At 71.7% G+C, this 16,658-nt stretch carries 14 protein-coding genes; 10 read left to right on the plus strand and 4 right to left on the minus strand.

What is annotated here, in order from left to right; genetic code table 11:
* Positions 1 to 1,115: 1,115 nt before the first annotated feature.
* From AB0E24_RS36335 to AB0E24_RS36360, 6 genes are all read left to right on the plus strand, one after another.
* Positions 1,116 to 1,964 carry a phosphatase PAP2 family protein gene (locus AB0E24_RS36335; protein WP_069869273.1) on the plus strand — a complete coding sequence of 283 codons (849 nt, stop codon included), beginning with the start codon at positions 1,116 to 1,118 and terminating at the stop codon, positions 1,962 to 1,964.
* Between the two features lie 142 nt (positions 1,965 to 2,106).
* Positions 2,107 to 3,054, plus strand: a complete 948-nt coding sequence (locus tag AB0E24_RS36340; RefSeq protein ID WP_359383670.1) for an HAD family hydrolase — start codon at positions 2,107 to 2,109, stop codon at positions 3,052 to 3,054.
* Between the two features lie 85 nt (positions 3,055 to 3,139).
* Positions 3,140 to 4,282, plus strand: coding sequence for a threonine synthase (locus tag AB0E24_RS36345; protein WP_232564443.1), 1,143 nt, complete (start codon positions 3,140 to 3,142; stop codon positions 4,280 to 4,282).
* Positions 4,279 to 4,938, plus strand: coding sequence for a helix-turn-helix transcriptional regulator (locus AB0E24_RS36350; protein WP_174885985.1), 660 nt, complete (start codon positions 4,279 to 4,281; stop codon positions 4,936 to 4,938). The genes AB0E24_RS36345 and AB0E24_RS36350 overlap by 4 nt, the downstream gene beginning before the upstream one ends.
* 17 nt (positions 4,939 to 4,955) lie before the next feature.
* Positions 4,956 to 5,882, plus strand: coding sequence for an aminoglycoside phosphotransferase family protein (locus AB0E24_RS36355; protein ID WP_359383673.1), 927 nt, complete (start codon positions 4,956 to 4,958; stop codon positions 5,880 to 5,882).
* 67 nt (positions 5,883 to 5,949) lie between these two features.
* Positions 5,950 to 6,654 (plus strand): MBL fold metallo-hydrolase, encoded by a 705-nt coding sequence (locus AB0E24_RS36360; RefSeq protein ID WP_232639257.1) that lies wholly within the window; start codon positions 5,950 to 5,952, stop codon positions 6,652 to 6,654.
* A 397-nt stretch (positions 6,655 to 7,051) separates the two neighbouring features.
* On the opposite strand, the gene AB0E24_RS36365 is transcribed toward AB0E24_RS36360, so the two are convergent.
* Together AB0E24_RS36365 and AB0E24_RS36370 are read right to left on the minus strand one after the other, a co-directional pair.
* Positions 7,052 to 7,261 (minus strand): DUF397 domain-containing protein, encoded by a 210-nt coding sequence (locus AB0E24_RS36365; RefSeq protein ID WP_347236776.1) that lies wholly within the window; start codon positions 7,259 to 7,261, stop codon positions 7,052 to 7,054.
* A 10-nt stretch (positions 7,262 to 7,271) separates the two neighbouring features.
* Positions 7,272 to 8,087, minus strand: coding sequence for a DUF5753 domain-containing protein (locus AB0E24_RS36370; RefSeq protein WP_347236777.1), 816 nt, complete (start codon positions 8,085 to 8,087; stop codon positions 7,272 to 7,274).
* A 252-nt stretch (positions 8,088 to 8,339) separates the two neighbouring features.
* On the opposite strand from AB0E24_RS36370, the gene AB0E24_RS36375 reads away from it, so the two are divergent.
* From AB0E24_RS36375 to AB0E24_RS36390, 4 genes are all read left to right on the plus strand, one after another.
* Positions 8,340 to 8,768 carry an ATP-binding protein gene (locus AB0E24_RS36375; protein WP_347213789.1) on the plus strand — a complete coding sequence of 143 codons (429 nt, stop codon included), beginning with the start codon at positions 8,340 to 8,342 and terminating at the stop codon, positions 8,766 to 8,768.
* Positions 8,769 to 8,910: 142 nt separating this feature from the next.
* Positions 8,911 to 9,285 (plus strand): nitroreductase/quinone reductase family protein, encoded by a 375-nt coding sequence (locus AB0E24_RS36380; protein ID WP_069869269.1) that lies wholly within the window; start codon positions 8,911 to 8,913, stop codon positions 9,283 to 9,285.
* Positions 9,286 to 9,369: 84 nt separating this feature from the next.
* A complete protein-coding gene (locus AB0E24_RS36385; protein WP_174885982.1) occupies positions 9,370 to 10,470 on the plus strand; it encodes a hypothetical protein in 1,101 nt (366 codons plus the stop codon).
* A complete protein-coding gene (locus AB0E24_RS36390; protein WP_359383680.1) occupies positions 10,467 to 11,681 on the plus strand; it encodes a hypothetical protein in 1,215 nt (404 codons plus the stop codon). Before AB0E24_RS36385 ends, AB0E24_RS36390 begins: the two co-directional genes overlap by 4 nt.
* Positions 11,682 to 11,704: 23 nt before the next feature.
* Here AB0E24_RS36390 and AB0E24_RS36395 read toward each other — a convergent pair whose 3' ends face one another.
* Positions 11,705 to 14,953, minus strand: a complete 3,249-nt coding sequence (locus AB0E24_RS36395) for a bifunctional [glutamine synthetase] adenylyltransferase/[glutamine synthetase]-adenylyl-L-tyrosine phosphorylase (protein WP_359383683.1) — start codon at positions 14,951 to 14,953, stop codon at positions 11,705 to 11,707.
* Between the two features lie 221 nt (positions 14,954 to 15,174).
* The gene (gene glnA2 / locus AB0E24_RS36400; RefSeq protein WP_069869265.1) at positions 15,175 to 16,536 is read right to left on the minus strand and encodes a gamma-glutamylpolyamine synthetase GlnA2; all 1,362 of its coding nucleotides are present in this window, start codon (positions 16,534 to 16,536) and stop codon (positions 15,175 to 15,177) included.
* Between the last annotated feature and the right edge of the window lie 122 nt (positions 16,537 to 16,658).

A 16,658-nucleotide genomic window follows, 5' to 3' on the forward strand; every position in this document is an offset into this window, starting at 1 on the left:
TCCCGCCCGTCTGGGTGGGGGGGGTTTACCCCGGGGGGGCCCATTGGGGGGGTGGGGGGGGGGGGGGGGGGGGGGGGTGCGGCCCAGGGGGCGTCCGGGGGGTCGTGACGCCTGCGGCGGGCTGTTCCCCTCCCCGCCCCTTCCCGAAACTGGGGCTCCGCCCCAGACCCCGCTCCTCGATCTCCCCCAGCTACCGCTGGGAGGTGCCCCCTGGAGGGGCTGAAAGGCCGAACGCCGGAGGGACTGAAAGCCAGGGCTCCGCCCCAGACCCCGGGGTCCAGGGGGCAAGGGGGCAAGGGGTCCCGCCCCCCCCGGGGGCTGGAGGCGGAGCCCTAAGGCGGAGCCAGGGGCGGAACCCCAAGCCGGGGCCAGGGACGAAGCCCCAAGTCCAGGCCAGAGGCGGAGCCCCAAATCGAGGCCAGAGGCGAAACCCCAAGCCGGGGCCAGGGGCGGAACCCCAAGCCGGGGCCAGGGGCAGAGCCCCAAATCGAGGCCAGAGGCGGAACTCCAAGCCGGGGCCAGAGGCAGAGCCCCATGGCGAGGCCAGGGACGAAGCCCCAAGTCCAGGCCAGGGACGGAACCCCAAATCGAGGCCAGAGGCGAAACCCCAAGCCGGGGCCAGGGACGGAACCCCAAGGCGAGGCCAGGGACGAAGCCCCGAGTCCAGGCCAGGGACGGAACCCCAAGTCCAGGCCAGGGGCAGAGCCCCAAGCCGGGGCCAGGAGCAGAACCCCAAGCCGGGGCCCAGAGGCGGAGCCCCAAGGCGGGGCCAGAGGCGGAACCCCAAGCCGGGGTCCAGGGGCAGAGCCCCGGGTCGGGGTCTGGGGCGGAGCCCCGGTTTCGGGGTCTGGGGCGGAGCCCCGGTTTCGGGGTCTGGGGCGGAGCCCCGGTTTCGGGGAGGGGCGGGGAGGGGAAGGATGCGCCGGGCACCCCGCAGACCCCGTCCGGCGGCCCCGTCCGAGGGCCCTGCCCGGGGCCTCCGTCCAATGGTTCGACTCAGTGGACGTATAGGGGCATACGTCCCTTTGATGACCCCCCGGACCAGGACATAAGCAACGAAGACCCGATGCCGTGGATGATCTGCGGGTGGAGCTCGTCTGGCAGACTGTTGCCCTATGGGTGGAGCGACGATCAGGACCACGGAAGGCCGGACGGCCACCCCGGCACCCATCGCCGACACCGATGCGGCGCGGGCGCCGGGCCACACCCTGATGGACCGGTTGCGTACGCCCAGAAGGCCCCGGCTCTGGTTCGAGATCGTCCTCATCGCCGTCAGTTACTGGACGTATTCGCTGATTCGCAACGCCGTCCCGGAGCAGCGGCCCGAGGCGCTGCGCAACGCGAGCTGGATCTGGGAGTGGGAGCACCGGCTGGGCATGGCCTTCGAGCGGGGCGTCAACCACGCGCTCGACTCGGTCAGCTGGCTGATCGTGGGCATGAACTACTACTACGCCACGCTCCACTTCATCGTGACGCTCGGTGTGCTGGTGTGGCTCTACCACTGGCATCCGGGCCGTTACGCCGCCACCCGGCTGGCGCTCTTCGCGACCACGGGCGTGGCCCTGCTCGGCTACTACTTCTTTCCGCTGGCCCCGCCCCGCCTGATGAGCGGCGGCCACTTCATCGACACCGTGGTGGTGCACAACACCTGGGGCTCGATGGCCTCGGGAAACCTCGCCGATATGTCGAACCAGTACGCGGCGATGCCCTCGATGCACATCGGCTGGTCGCTGTGGTGCGGTCTCACCATCGCCACACTGGCCCGTCCGGTGTGGGTGAAGGTGCTGGGGCTGCTCTACCCCTCGGCCACGCTGCTGGTGATCGTCGCCACCGCCAACCACTTCTGGCTGGACGCGGTCGGCGGGGTCATCTGTCTCTCCTTCGGCTTCGCGCTGTCGAGCGCATGGTACGGCTCGCTGCCGTACCGGCTGCCGAAGCAGGTGGCCGTGATCTGCACGGTTTGATCGTCCCCGGCGGAGCCGCCATTCTCTGTTCCGCAAGGTCGACATGGGTTCACAGGTCGACATGGGTTCAGGGGCTCCATGTGTCGCGCTGATCGACGCGGAATGAGCACGATGAGCGTGACGAAAGGGACCACCGGCCACCGTGCACACCGCCGACGCCGCTGCCGCTGCTGCTGTTTCCACCTCCGTATCCACCCCCGTATCCGCCTCCGCACCGGGCGGCACCGTGCCCCCGGGGCCCGTACCCGCTCCGGGCGCGCTGCTCCCCCGGCCCCGTACGGCCGGGCGGCCCCGCTTCCCGCTGGTGGCCACCGACCTCGACGGCACCCTGCTGCGCGGGGATCTGACGGTCTCGCCCCGCAGCCGTGCGGCGCTCGCCCTCGTCCGCGCCGCCGGGGCGCGGCATCTGGTGGTCACCGGGCGTCCGGCCACCTCCTGCCGGGAGTTCCTGGTAGCGATCGGCTACCGGGGGCTCGCGGTGTGCGGACAGGGCGCGCAGTTGTACGACGCCTCCGCGGACCGGCTGCTGGTCTCGGCGTCGCTGGACCGGGAGCTGGCCCGGTCGGTGGTGGAGCGCACCGAGGAGGCGCTGGGCGCGGGGCCGCTTGAGCTCGCCGTGGTGACCGCGGCGCCCCAGAACCGCTTCGTGGTCACCGCCGGCTTCACCGACCGGAGGCGCCCGGAGTGGGGGCTGGCCGGGCGGGAGGAGCTGTGGGCTGCGCCGATCGAGAAGGTGCTGATGCGCCACCGCACGGTGGCGGACGGGCTGGTCGCGGCGGCCGCGGCGCGGGTGGGCGGGGGCGAGGTGGCGGTGACCCACTCCGAGAAGGGCATGATCGAGGTGCTCCCGGCCGGGACGGACAAGTCGGTGGGGCTGCAACTGGCCGCCGACCGCATGGGGTTCACCCCCGCGGAGACGATCGCGTTCGGCGATATGCCCAATGACATCCCGCTGCTGGGCTGGGCCGGATACGGGGTCGCGATGGGCAACGCACATCCGGATCTGATCGCGATGGCCGATGAGGTGGCACCGGCCAACGAGGACGACGGGGTCGCGGTGGTGCTTGAACGGCTGTTCGCCCACCCTTGAGCCGCTCTCGCACGGCCCTCGCGGCGGCCTCGAGCCGCCCGGTACGCCCTTGACTGGCTATATACAACTAAACAAAATATCTAAGGTGCGAGCCGAACCACGATCCGAAGCCCATTACGTCGACGAGCGCTCCGGCGCCACGTACCCGATCGACGATCCACGCTGGTGCGGGGACGACGGGGCTCCCCTCACCGTCTCCGCGCTGCCCGGCATCACCCGCGAGCAGGTGGACACCGGGGCCCGGTCACTGTGGCGCTACCGAGCGGCCCTCCCGGTGCCCATCGACGCCCCGGTGTCACTGGGTGAAGGGTGCACCCCGCTGGTCGAGAAGAGCTGGGGGGAGGATCGGGTTCGGTTCAAGCTGGAGTGGTTCAGCCCCACCGGCAGCTTCAAGGACCGCGGCACCAGCGTGATGATCTCGCTCCTCGCCCAGCGGGGCGTGCGGGAGGTCATCGAGGACAGCTCCGGCAACGGCGGGGCCTCCGTCTCGGCGTACTGCGCCGCGGCCGGCATCCGCGCCAGGATCCTCGCCCCCGCCACCACCTCACCCGCCAAGATCCTCCAGAGCCGGGCCTACGGCGCCGAGGTCCAGCTGGTGCCGGGCGACCGGGACGCCACCGCGGCCGAGGCCCTGCGCCAGTCGGCCCATACGTACTACGCCAGCCACAACTGGCACCCCTTCTTCCTCCAGGGCACCAAGACCCTGGCGTACGAGCTGTGGGAGGACCTGGGCTTCACCGCACCGGACGCCGTGGTGACCGTGGCGGGCGCGGGCAGCACCGTACTCGGCTGCGACCTCGGCTTCACCGAACTGCTCGGCGCGGGCCAGATCACCCGCCGCCCCCGGCTGCTGGTGGCCCAGCCCGCCCACTGCGCACCGCTGCACGCCGCGTTCCACGCGGGCACCGAGACCCCGGTGCCGTTCGACCACGCCCCGACCATCGCCGAGGGCACGGCCATCCGCGAGCCCGTCCGCTTCCCCGAGGTGCTGCGCGCCATCCGCCGCTCGGAGGGCGACATGGCGGCCATCCCGGAGGACGCGATCGCCTCGGCGGTCCGCCGGCTGGCCGCGATGGGGCTCTACGCGGAGCCCACCAGCGCGACGGCCGCCGCGGCGATCGAGGTCTTCCGCGCCCGGGGCGCGATCCGCCCCGGCGAGACCACGGTCGTGCTGCTGACCGGGTCGGGGCTGAAGGCGACGCCGACGATGACGGAGCTCTTCGGATGACCGGGGCGAGGCGTCAGGAGACGGCGGGAGCCCCCGAGGACGAGCTGCTGCTGCGCGAGGCCGAGAAGATCGTGGTCGCCCTCGGCCGGATGTTCCCCGGGCTGTGCGAGGTGGTCCTCCACGATCTGCGCAACCCCGACCAGTCCATCCGCGCCATCGAGAGCAATCTCTCCGGCCGCGAGGTGGGCGAGCCCGCCACCGAGCTGGGCCTGGCCCGGATCCAGGACCCCGGCTTCCCCGATATCGTCCAGAACTACGCCAACCGCTTCCCGGACGGCCGCCCGGCCAAGAGCACCTCGGTCGGCATCAAGAACAGCGCGGGCCAGTACGTCGCCGCCATCTGCCTCAACCTGGACGTATCCCTCTTCGCGAGCGCCGCCCGCAGCCTCAACAACCTCGTACGGACCGATGAGCAGGAGCAGCCGCTCACCGAAACCCTCCGCGCCCGCACCGCCGCGGAGCTGCGCGCCGTCATCGAGGAATTCGCCGCCGCCCGTGGCCAGACGCCCCGCAGCCTGGGCACCCCCGCCAAGAAGGAACTCGTCCGCACCCTCAAGACCAGCGGCTTCCTCCAGGTGAAGCACTCCGTCCAGGTGGTCACCGAACTCCTGGGCGTCTCCCGCGCCACGGTCTACAACTATCTGCGCTCACCCTGACCCCGGGAGCCTCCCCCATGACCCCGCCGATCCGCGACATCGACATCCCCGAAGCCTTCGCCGCGTCGTTCGGCGAGCGCGACGCCACCGACCGCGCCTGGCTCGCCGCGCTGCCCCGGCTGGCCGCGGACTTCCTCGACCGCTGGGACCTGCGCCCGGCCGGTCCCGCCGCCCATGGCATGGCCTCGCTCGTCCTCCCGGTGACCGGCGCGGACGGAACCCCCGCGGCCCTCAAGCTCCAGCAGGTCAAGGAGGAGACCGAGGGCGTCCCGCTGGGCCTGCGTACCTGGAACGGCGACGGCGTGGTGCTCCTGCTCGACCATGACCCGGACACCGGCACCATGCTGCTGGAGCGCCTGGACGCGTCCCGTCCGCTCTCCTCGCTGCCCGACGACACCGCCGCGCTGGGCGTTCTGGCCGATCTCCTGGCCCGTCTGACCTCGGTACCCGCCCCTGACGGTCTGCGCAGGCTGTCCGATATCGCCGCCGCCATGCTCGAGCGGACGCCCGACGCCGTACCGGCCCTGCGCGACCCGGCCGAACGGCGGCTGGTCCGCGTCTGCGCCTCCGCCGTGGCCGAACTCCTCGACGAACCGGGCGACCGGCTGCTGCACTGGGACCTCCACTACGACAACATCCTCGCCGGTGAACGCGAGCCCTGGCTGGCCATCGACCCCGAACCGCTCACCGGCGACCCGGGCTTCGAACTCCTCCCGGCGCTGGACAACCGCTGGGACGAGGTCCTGGCCACCGGCGATCCCACCCGCGCGGTGCTCCGCCGCTTCGACCTGCTGACCGAGGCCCTCGACCTGGACCGGCGGCGGGCCACCGGCTGGACCCTCGGCCGCGTCCTGGAGAACGCCCTCTGGGACATCGAAGACGGCAAGACCGCCCTGGAACCGGCCCAGGTCACGATCGCCACGGCCCTGCTGGCCCATCGTTAGCCGCTTGCCACTCTGCCCTCGGCAAACCCCCGTGCGGGCGGGCCTTGCACCGGGCGACCATGACGGGATGGCCAACGACACCTCCGTGCGCCGCCTCGACCTCGGCTACTTCGTCCGCCCCGCCCCCGAAACCGGCGGACCGGAGCCACGGGTCGAACCCGTACTCGCCTACCTCGTACGCCACGACCGTGGGCTGGTCCTCTTCGACACCGGTATCGGCGCCGCCGACCCCGAGACCGAGGCGCACTACCGCCCCCGCCGCCGCGCCCTGCCGGAGGCGCTGGCAGCGGCCGGGGTCGCTCTCGCGGACGTCTCCCTCGTCGTGAACTGCCACCTCCACTTCGACCACTGCGGCGGCAACCCCCTGCTGGGCGGCAGGCCGATCCTGGTCCAGGACGTGGAGTTGGCCACCGCGCGCGCAGGCGGCTATACGTTCGACGAGCTGCTGGACTTCCCCGGCGCCACGTACGAGGAACTCGCCGGGGAGGCCGAGATCTGGCCGGGTGTCCACATCATCCCGACCCCCGGACACACCGACGGCCATCAATCACTGGTCGTCCGCCAGCCCGACGGCACGGTGATCCTGGCCGGTCAGGCGCATGACTTCGGCTCCGAGTTCGCCTCGGACCACCTGGCCCGCAGGGCGGCCCTCGATGGCGTGACGCAGCCCCTTCCCCCGTACCGGCCCTGGCTGGACCGCCTCACCGACTTCGACCCCCGCCGCGTCCTCTTCGCCCACGACTGCGCGGTCTGGGAACCGTCAAGCGACTGACGGTCTCGTCTCGCGCCTTCGGCGCCTTTGAGCATGGGGGCGGGGGTGCCGGGCTCGCGCTTTCTTCGCCGGGCGGCGGGCAGTGGGTGGCAGGGCCGGTGGCGGCTCCCGTGCCCAGAGGCTTGTGCCAATGCCGGACCGCCGGGGGTACCCCCCTTGGAAAACGTTTGACAAATTAGTTGCTCCAGATCAAGCGTTTTCGGAAGGGGTACCCGGAGGGGCCGTCCCGGCCGGGTCTCAGCCCAGGGCCGGCAGAAGCCGCCCCCGCCCACCACCACTTGGCCCGCCAGCCGGCGGCGAGACCCCCGCCCCCATGCTCAAAGGCGCCGAAGGCGCGAAACGAAACCCGCACCGCGCAACCTGCCCCAGCACCGGACCGAACGGGCGCCCCGGACGGTCACATGCTTTTCGGTAGCCGGTCGAAGTCCCCCCGCTTTACCCCCCGCACGAACGCGCCCCACCGGGTCGGGTGGGTGGCGATGACCACCGCCGGGTCATCGCTCTCGCGTAGGTGTATGAGGCCGTTCGGTGTCGTGGCGACCTCGACGCAGTCCTGGCCTCCGACTCCGCTGCTGAAACTGGACTTTCGCCATTCGAGCCCGGACATGAGGTTCTCCTCAGAGCGTGTACAGCAGATGCTGCACGAGCCTAAGTGAGTCACTCCGCATATAGGACTCGCGTTCGGGACCCGGGTCAATCGGTGGCAGTGCTGCCATCGTGAGACGTTCGAAAGCGGTGCCGTACTGAGCGAGATGTGCCTGTTCTCCGAGGAACGCCGAGGACACGGGGTGCTCCACGTAGACCGTGTTCAGCTCGGGCACCTCCGCCTCGAAGAGGATGAACGCCGCCGCCGGCGTCGCCGGGGAGAGGGCCGCCTTGAACGGCAGGAGCTGGATATGGACATGCGGCAGCCGAGCCACCTCCACAAGGTGCTCGATCTGGCGGCGCATGACGCCGTTCTCCACGAACTGCATGTGGAACGCCGCCTCGTGGATGACCGCGTGAAAGGTCGGCGGGGACTCCCCGGCCAAGACCTCCTGACGCTTCAGCCGGAACTCGACGTATGTGTCCAGCACGCTGCGGTCCGCCTCCGGCTCACCTCCGGTCGTGAGGGCTCGCGCGTACTCGGGGGTCTGGAGCAGCCCGGGCACGTACATCCACTGGAACGAGCGGTGAGCCACCGAAGTCGCCTCGAGTTCCGCGAGATCATGAGCGCTCTGGGGGAGCGGGGATTTGCGGTAGTCCGACCACCAACCCTTCCCCTTGGACTCGCTCATGGCGACGAGCGCGTCGGCAAACGATTCATCTTGGCAACCGTATCCAGCGAGTAGCGCACGGAGCTTCGCTTCGGGAATGGCCGTTCGGCCCGCCTCGATATGCCCGAGGTGAGGCGAGCCGAGCCCGGCGAAAGCTCCGGCTTCCGCTGCGGACAAGCCGCGCTCATTGCGAAGCCTTCGCAGTTCCGACCCCAGACGCCGTTGCCGCTGCGTCGGGTTGGCCCGTAACCCCATGACAACCTCCTCGTGATCGTGAGTAGTCTGCCCGCTTGGCGGAGGCGAGGCCACTCGTTGGAGGGAATCAAGCCACATAGGTTGCAGTATGGAAACCTAAATCCCTATCGTCGGAGATGAATCGCCCAACCGGCGTCCGCCGAACGGCCGTTGGCCGAAGGAGGCAACATCACCATGAGCGCCCAGTTCCCCCGCGCCGACTTCTCCCTCGTCTTCCCGCCCGACCCCGGCTGGGTCCGTACCGCCCGCGAAGCCGTCCGCACCGCCCTGCACACCGCGAAGCGCACCGATTTAACGGACACGGCACTACTCCTGACCTCCGAAGCCGTCACCAATGCCGTCAACGCCTGCCGGACCAGCGGCTGCTCGGCACCCGTCACCCTCTACGCCGAGTGGGGACCGTACGGCACGCTGCGCGTTCTCGTGAGCGACGACGCCCCCGGCCTCCCCGCCCAGCGCAGCCTTGCCCGGGACACGGCCGACGCCGAGAGCGGCCGAGGGCTGCTCATCATCGGCAGCTCGGCCACCGACTGGGGTGTCTGCCACCACGGACCGGGCCCCGGGAAAGCGGTGTGGTTCCAGGTCAGCGGGGCCAGTTCATGAGCGGTCGAGTTGCTCAAGCGCCACGTATACGAGAGGACCCGGGGTCCGTCTCTCTCACTTCCGGGCAACGGGCCGGGTGTGCGCCACCCGCGGAGCTACCGTGACGCCACGTTCCCCTGACCCTCGGCACCTGGAGGATTGTGTGCGGTACAAAGGACCGCTGCCCAAGCGATTCACCGACCGGTTCAACGCCTGGATGGTCGGGCTGCGGTCCTCCCCTCGGTGGGGGCGGAGGGTGAGCGGGCGGCTCACGGTCGTCACGTACACGGGGCGGCGCTCGGGCCGCACCTTCAGTACGCCGGTCGCCTATCGGCGCGCGGCCGATGCCGTCACGATCACCGTGGCCATGCCCGAACGCAAGCTGTGGTGGCGCAACTTCACCGGTGAGGGCGGGCCGATATCGCTGGACCTGGACGGGAGCGACCGCACCGGGCACGCGGTGGCCCGGGTCGATGAGAAGGGCCGCGTCACCATCACCGTACGGCTCGACCAACCGCCCGCCCCGAACAGCCCCTGATACCCGCGGAATTGCCATGCCCCCTGCACATCGCACGCGGAACCGCTGAGTAGGATCGGCGGCCACACGGGGGAAAGGCACACAATGAAACAGCTGATGGGCGGCGCGCGCCGTCGGACGGCTCTGGTCGGCGGCGCCGTCGTGGTGCTGGTGGCGGCCGGGCTCGGCACCTGGGCCACGGACACCTGGCCGTTCGACGGCAAGGACACCTACTGCTGGGGCGCCTGGGAAGAGGACAGCGGACCGGGTTTTCTGAGCCGGAAGGCGCTCGACGAGGACAACGCCAGCCGTACGTCCAAGGAGACCGCGCCAACGCCACGGCGGCAGCGCGGACAGTGCACCGTCTCGCTCCACTCCGAGCGTATCGGCAGCGACGGCGACCAGATCGTGGCGGAGACCAAGATCACCGTCACCTACGGCCCCGCGCCCGAGGGCGCCGGACAGCGCCTGGAGTGGATCGACGGATACCTCGGCGACCGGGCGATGCCGCTGCCCGATGGGCTGCCGGGCGCCACCGACGGAAAGCAGGCGCTGCTGGTGCTGCCCGAGGGGTGCGACACCCGCGACGGGCGACCGACGGCGGTGACGCTCGACACGCTGGCGCGGACGGTCTACAGCGACACCACCATGTCGGCCGACGCGGGGCTCGGCGGCTCCCAGTCCGTGGCTCGGTTGCTGGTCGCGGTCGCCAACCGGGCGATGGAGAAGGCGGGTTGCGCCCCGGCCGAGCCGCTCGAGGCCGTGTCGCCGATGACCACCCTGCCCGAGGAGGACGAGTCCTTCTTCACCCGCGCCTGCCGGATCAGGGGTCTGGAGTTCGGCAAGGAGGGCCGCGACCTGGAGTACCAGGTCGGCGCGGTCACCCGGGATTTCCAGTCCTGTTCGGTACGGACGCAGCGCGGTGACGGCCGGTACTTCGACGCGCTGATGGTCGCCCAGCCGCGGTTCTCCGCCCTGCTCGACGGGGTCACGGGCACCAAGGCGCCGGCGCGCGGCTGGCGCGGTACGGGCGTCTTCGCCGACGACTACAAGGTCGTACGGGCCGACTGCGCGGGGCGTCCGCTCACCGTGCTGATGCTCGCTCCCTCCCTGCACGAGACGACTCCGTACTTCACCGCCTTCGCCAACGCCGTGGCGCGACGCGTCGGTTGCGCGCCCATCGCACCTGGGGGTTCCAGCCGATGACCGCCTCCGAGAACACCGAGCCCGCCGAGAACAACGAGCGCGGCGAAAACAACACAGCCAACGTGCGCGTGCCTCTGCACGAGCGGCGCCGCCCCTGGTGGCACTGGGGCCGCCTGGCCGGCAGCCGTCTGCGGCTGGCCGTGATCATCGGCGTGGCGGGGGCCGTCGTGGGAGCGCTGCTCGGCGGCGCCGGAGTGGCCTGGCGGGCCGGGGCGGGTCCGTTCGCGGACGACCGGGCCTGCTGGGGGGCGTTCGGCGAGGACGACGTGGCGGCGCTGTTCGACGGCAAGAGGGACATCAAGACCTCGGAGGTGCCCATCACCACCGATCGCATCGGCAGCCAGGGCCCGTCGGGCACCTGCCGTCTGGCCTCGCCGCGCGGGCGGCGGATCACGGTCCAGGCGCACCAGTTGGACGCCGGGTTCGGCGGCGCGGGCGATCGGTGGGCCGATGAGTTCCTCTCCGCGCGGCTCACCCCGCTGGGCGACGGGCTGCTGGGCATGGCCTCGGACACCCGGGCCTGGCTCGCGGTGCCCGACGGCTGTATCGGCCGGCCGAGCCGGCTGGACGTCAGCGGCGGCCCCACCGTGATCGACCTGGAGACCGGCTGGACGGTCTACGACGACGATGTGGACACCAAGGCCCGTGACGCGCTCGCCCGCGCCGTGGTCAAGCTGGTCAACCACTACATGGCCGACGAGGGCTGCACGGGCAGGATTGCCGATCCGGTGGGCCGGATGCCGGAGCCGCCGCAATTCCTGGTCGAGAAGAAGGACGGGATGTGCGGCGTCAAGGGGCTGCGGCTCCCGAGCGCGTACCAGCACGAGGGAAGGCACCGGCCCCTGCTGACCCGGGGCGTGGGCCCGGTGCGCACCTGCGACCGCGGTGTGCTCTTCGACCACCCCGGGCTGCGGCTGATGACGATCGAGGACCCCCGGCTCGCGGTGCTCTACGACCGGCTGTCCCACGACGGCGCCAAGGAGCCGGTCAGGACCGGTGCCCACGGTGAGCAGGACGGATACGGCTTCATCCGCGACGACATGGGGCTGTTCCAGGCCGAGTGCCAGACCGGCCAGGTCACCTTCCTGGTCCGGGCGGATGACGGGGAACACCCCGACGACATCCGTGCGCTCCTCCCCCGCTATGTGGCCGCGGAGGCCGACCGCGTCGGCTGTGGCCCGCTGCGCGTCACCCTGCCCGCGGAGGGCTGAGGCGCCACCGCACCACAGCCCCGTCAGCCCTCGTAGTCGTAGAAGAGGCGCTCCACCACCGCCCGCGCCCGGCGGGTGGTGCGGCGGTAGTCCTCCAGCAGCTCGCCGACGTGGCCGGGGCCGTAGCCCAGGTAGCGGCCCACCGCGGCCAGTTCGCGGACGTCCGTCGGGAAGGTGTCGCCGGGGCGGCCGCGGACCAGCATGACGGCGTTGCGGACGCGGCTGGCCAGGACCCACGCCTCGTCGAGGGTCTGGGCGTCCTCGGTGGCGATCAGCTCGGCGGCGTGGGCGGCGGCCAGGGCCTCGCGGGTGCGGGTGGTGCGAAGGCCGGGCTCGGCCCAGCCGTGCCGCATCTGGATCAGCTGGACGGTCCACTCGACATCGCTGAGACCGCCGCGGCCCAGCTTGGCGTGGGTGGTGGGGTCGGCCCCGCGCGGCAGCCGCTCGGACTCCATCCGGGCCTTGAGCCGACGGATCTCACGGATCGCGTCCTCGCCCAGCCCCTCGGAGGGATACCGCAGCGGATCGATCAGCTCGATGAACCGCTCGCCGAGCCCGGGGTCGCCCGCCACCGGCTCGGCGCGCAGCAGTGCCTGGCTCTCCCACACCAGCGCCCAGCGGCGGTAGTAGGCGGCGTAAGAGGCGAGGCTGCGCACCAGCGGCCCGGACTTGCCCTCGGGGCGCAGATCGGCGTCGATGAGCAGGGGCGGGTCGACGCTGGGAAGCTGGAGCAGCCGTCGCATCTCGTTGGCCACGGCGAAGGCGGCGCGGGCGGCCTCCTGGTCATCGGCCCCCTCGCGCGGCTCGTGGACGAAGAGCACATCCGCGTCCGAGCCGTAGCTGAGCTCATGGCCGCCGAAGCGGCCGAGGCCGATGACGGCGAAGCGGGTGGGCAGCTCATCGCCCCAGGTGTCGCGGACGGCGGCGCGCAGCGCTCCGGCGAGGGTCGCGGCGTTCAGGTCGGAGAGGGCGCCGCCGACCATGTCGATCAGCGTCGCGGCGTCCACGGGCGGTTCGGCGGCGGGAGGGGCGGGCCGGGCCGGCACATGGGGTTCGGAGGCCCGCAGGGCGCTGGGGACCTCGGGGGCCCTGGTCGCCGAAGCGGCGGGCGCCGCCCCGGTGGCCCGGCCCGGGGTCCGGCCGCCCGGCGGCTGATCGCCCGCCGGCGGCCAGCTCACGGTCGGGCGCACCTCGCCGTTGGCCAGCCGGGCGCTTTCGATGATGTCCGCGGCCGCCGTACGGAACATCTCGCGCCGCCGCACCCCGCGCGCCGCCGCGACCGCCTGCTCGGCGCCGTCGGCGCGGCCGACGGCGGCCAGCACCTCCTGCTCCAGATGGGCCCGGCCGCGCGGGCGCAGCCCCTCCGGGTCGCCGAGCAGGGCGACCGCCTCGGGGGCGCGCAGCAGCAGATCGGGGGCGAGCCGCCCGGCGGAGAGCACCCGGGCCAGGTTCTCGGCGGCGGCGCCCTCGTCGCGCAGCAGCCGCAGATACCAGGGTGTCTTGCCCAGCGCGTCGGAGACCTTGCGGAAGCCCAGCAGCCCGGCGTCCGGCTCCGCGGAGTCGGCGAACCAGCCCAGCAGCACGGGCAGCAGCGTGCGCTGGATCGCCGCCTTACGGGTCACACCGGACGCCAGCGCCTCCAGATGCCGCAGCGCACCGGCCGGATCCGCGTACCCCAGGGCGGTGAGGCGCTGCCCGGCCGCCTCGGGGCTGAGCCGGATCTCGCCGGGCTGGAGCTGGGCCACGGCGTCCAGCAGCGGCCGGTAGAAGAGCTTCTCGTGCAGCCGCCGCACCTCGCGCGCGTGCCGCCGCCAGGCGGTGCCGAGCTCGGTCACCGGCTCCGTACGGAAGCCGAGCGACCGGCCGAGGCGGCGCTGATCGGCCTCGCCCTCGGGCATCAGATGGGTGCGGCGCAGCCGGTAGAGCTGGAGGCGGTGCTCCATGGTGCGCAGAAAGCGGTACGCGGCGTCGAGCGCGGCGGCGTCGGTGCGCCCCACATAGCCGCCCGCGGCCAGGGCCGCGAGCGCGTCCAGCGTCGTACCGCTGCGCAGCGACTCGTCGGACCGCCCGTGCACCAACTGGAGCAGCTGGACGGCGAACTCCACGTCGCGCAGGCCCCCGGGACCCAGCTTCAGCTCGCGGTCGACCTCGGACACGGGGATGTTCTCGACCACGCGGCGGCGCATCTGCTGCACATCGGGGATGAAGTTCTCGCGCTCGACGGCCTGCCAGACCATCGGCGCGAGCGCGTCCACATACGCCTGGCCGAGCGCCTCGTCACCCGCGACCGGACGCGCCTTCAGCAGCGCCTGGAACTCCCAGGTCTTGGCCCAGCGCTGGTAGTACGCCAGATGGCTGGAGAGGGTCCGCACCAGCGGGCCGTTGCGCCCCTCGGGGCGGAGGTTGGCGTCGACGGGCCAGATGGTGCCCTCGACGGTGACATCGGAGCAGACCCGCATCAGCCGGGAGGCGAGCCGGGTGGCGGCCCGCACCGCCTCGTCCTCGTCAACGCCTTCAACGGACTCCGCCACGAAGATCACGTCCACATCCGAGACGTAATTGAGCTCGCGGCCCCCGCATTTGCCCATGCCGATCACGGCCAGCCGGCACGCGGCGGCGTCCTGCGGCTGCTCCTCGACGGCGATCTCCAGCGCGGCCCGCAGCGTGGCGGTCGCCAGGTCGGCCAGCTCGGCGGCCGTCTGGGTGAGGTCGGTGGTGCCGCACACATCGCGGGCGGCGATGGCCAGCAGCGCCCGGCGGTAGGCGACCCGCAGCGCGTCCGGCCGGGGCAGCCCCGCCCCGGGCTCGCCCCAGACCCCCTCGGCCAGGGCCCGCTCGAACTCGGGGGTGGCCGGATGCAGATCGGCCGACTCATAGGTCACCAGGGCGTGCCAGTCCCCCGGATGGCGGGCCAGGTGGTCGCCCAGCGCCTCGGAGGCGCCGAGCACCCCGAGCAGCCGGTCGCGCAGCGGTTTGGCGGTGACGAGGGTGTCCAGCAGCGCCTGCCGCGAACCGGCCCGCTGCCCACCGTCCTCCCCCGCCCCGGCCTCCTTCGCCTCCTCCTCGGGCAGCGCCTCCACGAGCCGCAGCAGCCCGAGCAGCGCCAGATCGGGGTCGGCGGTCGCGCCGAGCGCCTCCAGCAGCACCGGATCGCTGCGCACCGCGGCCAGCTCGGGCGCGTCCAGCAGTCGCTGCGCGGCCGAGGCGTCGGTGAAACCGTGCCGCAGCAGCCGGGTGACATTGCTGCTCCTGCGTCCCTGCGGTACGGACATCCCGCCGCCTCCCGTCCCTGGTCGACCCGCCCCACCCGACCACGCGCACACCCGTGATCAAAGGCGCCGCTGCCGAGCCTAAGCGACCCGGAGGGCGAAGCGGCAGGTCCAGGCGTCAACGGCGGCGAGACGAACAGCGGGGCGGGCGGAGCCCGCCCTCGCTTCCCGCGGACGGCGCCGCAGACGATCGACGGCAGGTCGGGGCACTTCCAGCGGACCGCTTAGAGCACCGGCAGGTTCTTCCGCAGTTCGAACGGCGTCACCTCGGAGCGGTACTCCTCCCACTCCTGCTTCTTGTTGCGCAGGAAGAAGTCGAAGACATGCTCGCCGAGCGTCTCCGCGACCAGTTCGCTGCGCTCCATCAGGTCGATCGCCTCGCCCAGGTTCTGCGGCAGGGGCTCGATGCCGAGGGAGCGGCGCTCGGCGTCGGAGAGGGCCCAGACGTCGTCGTCGGCTCCGGCCGGGAGTTCGTAGCCGCCCTCGATGCCCTTGAGCCCGGCGGCGAGGAGGACCGCGTAGGCCAGGTAGGGGTTGGCGCCGGAGTCCAGGGAACGGACCTCGACGCGGGTGGAGCCGGTCTTGCCGGGCTTGTAGAGGGGGACGCGGACGAGGGCGGAGCGGTTGTTGTGGCCCCAGCAGATGTAGGAGGGGGCCTCGCCGCCCGCGCCGGCGGTGCGCTTGGAGCCGCCCCAGATGCGCTTGTAGGAGTTGACCCACTGGTTGGTCACGGCGGAGATCTCCCCGGCGTGGCGGAGCAGCCCGGCGATGAAGGAGCGGCCCACCTTGGAGAGCTGGAACTCGGCGCCGGACTCGTAGAAGGCGTTGCGGTCGCCCTCGAAGAGGGAGAGGTGGGTGTGCATGCCCGAGCCGGGGAATTCGGAGAACGGCTTGGGCATGAAGGTGGCCTGTACGCCCTGCTCCAGCGCTACCTGCTTCATGACCAGCCGGAAGGTCATGATGTTGTCGGCGGTGGAGAGCGCGTCGGCGTAGCGCAGATCGATCTCCTGCTGGCCGGGGGCGCCCTCGTGGTGGGAGAACTCGACCGAGATGCCCATCGATTCGAGCATGGTGATCGCCTGGCGGCGGAAGTCCATGCCGATGTTCTGCGGGGTGTGGTCGAAGTAGCCGGAGGAGTCGGCGGGCACCGGGCGGGTGCCGTCCACCGGCTTCTGGTTGAGCAGGAAGAACTCGATCTCGGGGTGGGTGTAGAAGGTGAAGCCGAGGTCGGAGGTCTTGGCGAGGATCCGCTTGAGGACGAAACGCGGATCGGCGAAGGACGGCGAGCCGTCCGGCATCAGGATGTCGCAGAACATCCGCGCGGTCCCGGGGGCCTCGGCGCGCCAGGGCAGGATCTGGAACGTCCCGGGGTCCGGCTTGGCGATCATGTCGGACTCGTAGACACGGGCGAAGCCCTCGATCGCGGAGCCGTCGAATCCGATGCCTTCGTCGAAGGCACCCTCGAGTTCGGCCGGCGCGACGGCCACGGACTTCAGGAAGCCGAGCACGTCGGTGAACCAGAGCCGCACGAACCGGATGTCGCGCTCTTCGAGCGTGCGGAGCACGAACTCCTGCTGCTTATCCATGGTCCCCTATCCTTGCAGGTCAAACGGCTCTTTGCGCGGGCGCGGGGCACCTTCCGCAGCCCTAGTATCACGCGGTGGGATTTCGCCGAGGTTTCGTCCGGTCTCTCCGGTCTCCCCTCACC

Origin of the sequence: Streptomyces malaysiensis subsp. malaysiensis (assembly GCF_040653035.1) — a bacterium.
Taxonomy (GTDB): domain Bacteria; phylum Actinomycetota; class Actinomycetes; order Streptomycetales; family Streptomycetaceae; genus Streptomyces; species Streptomyces malaysiensis.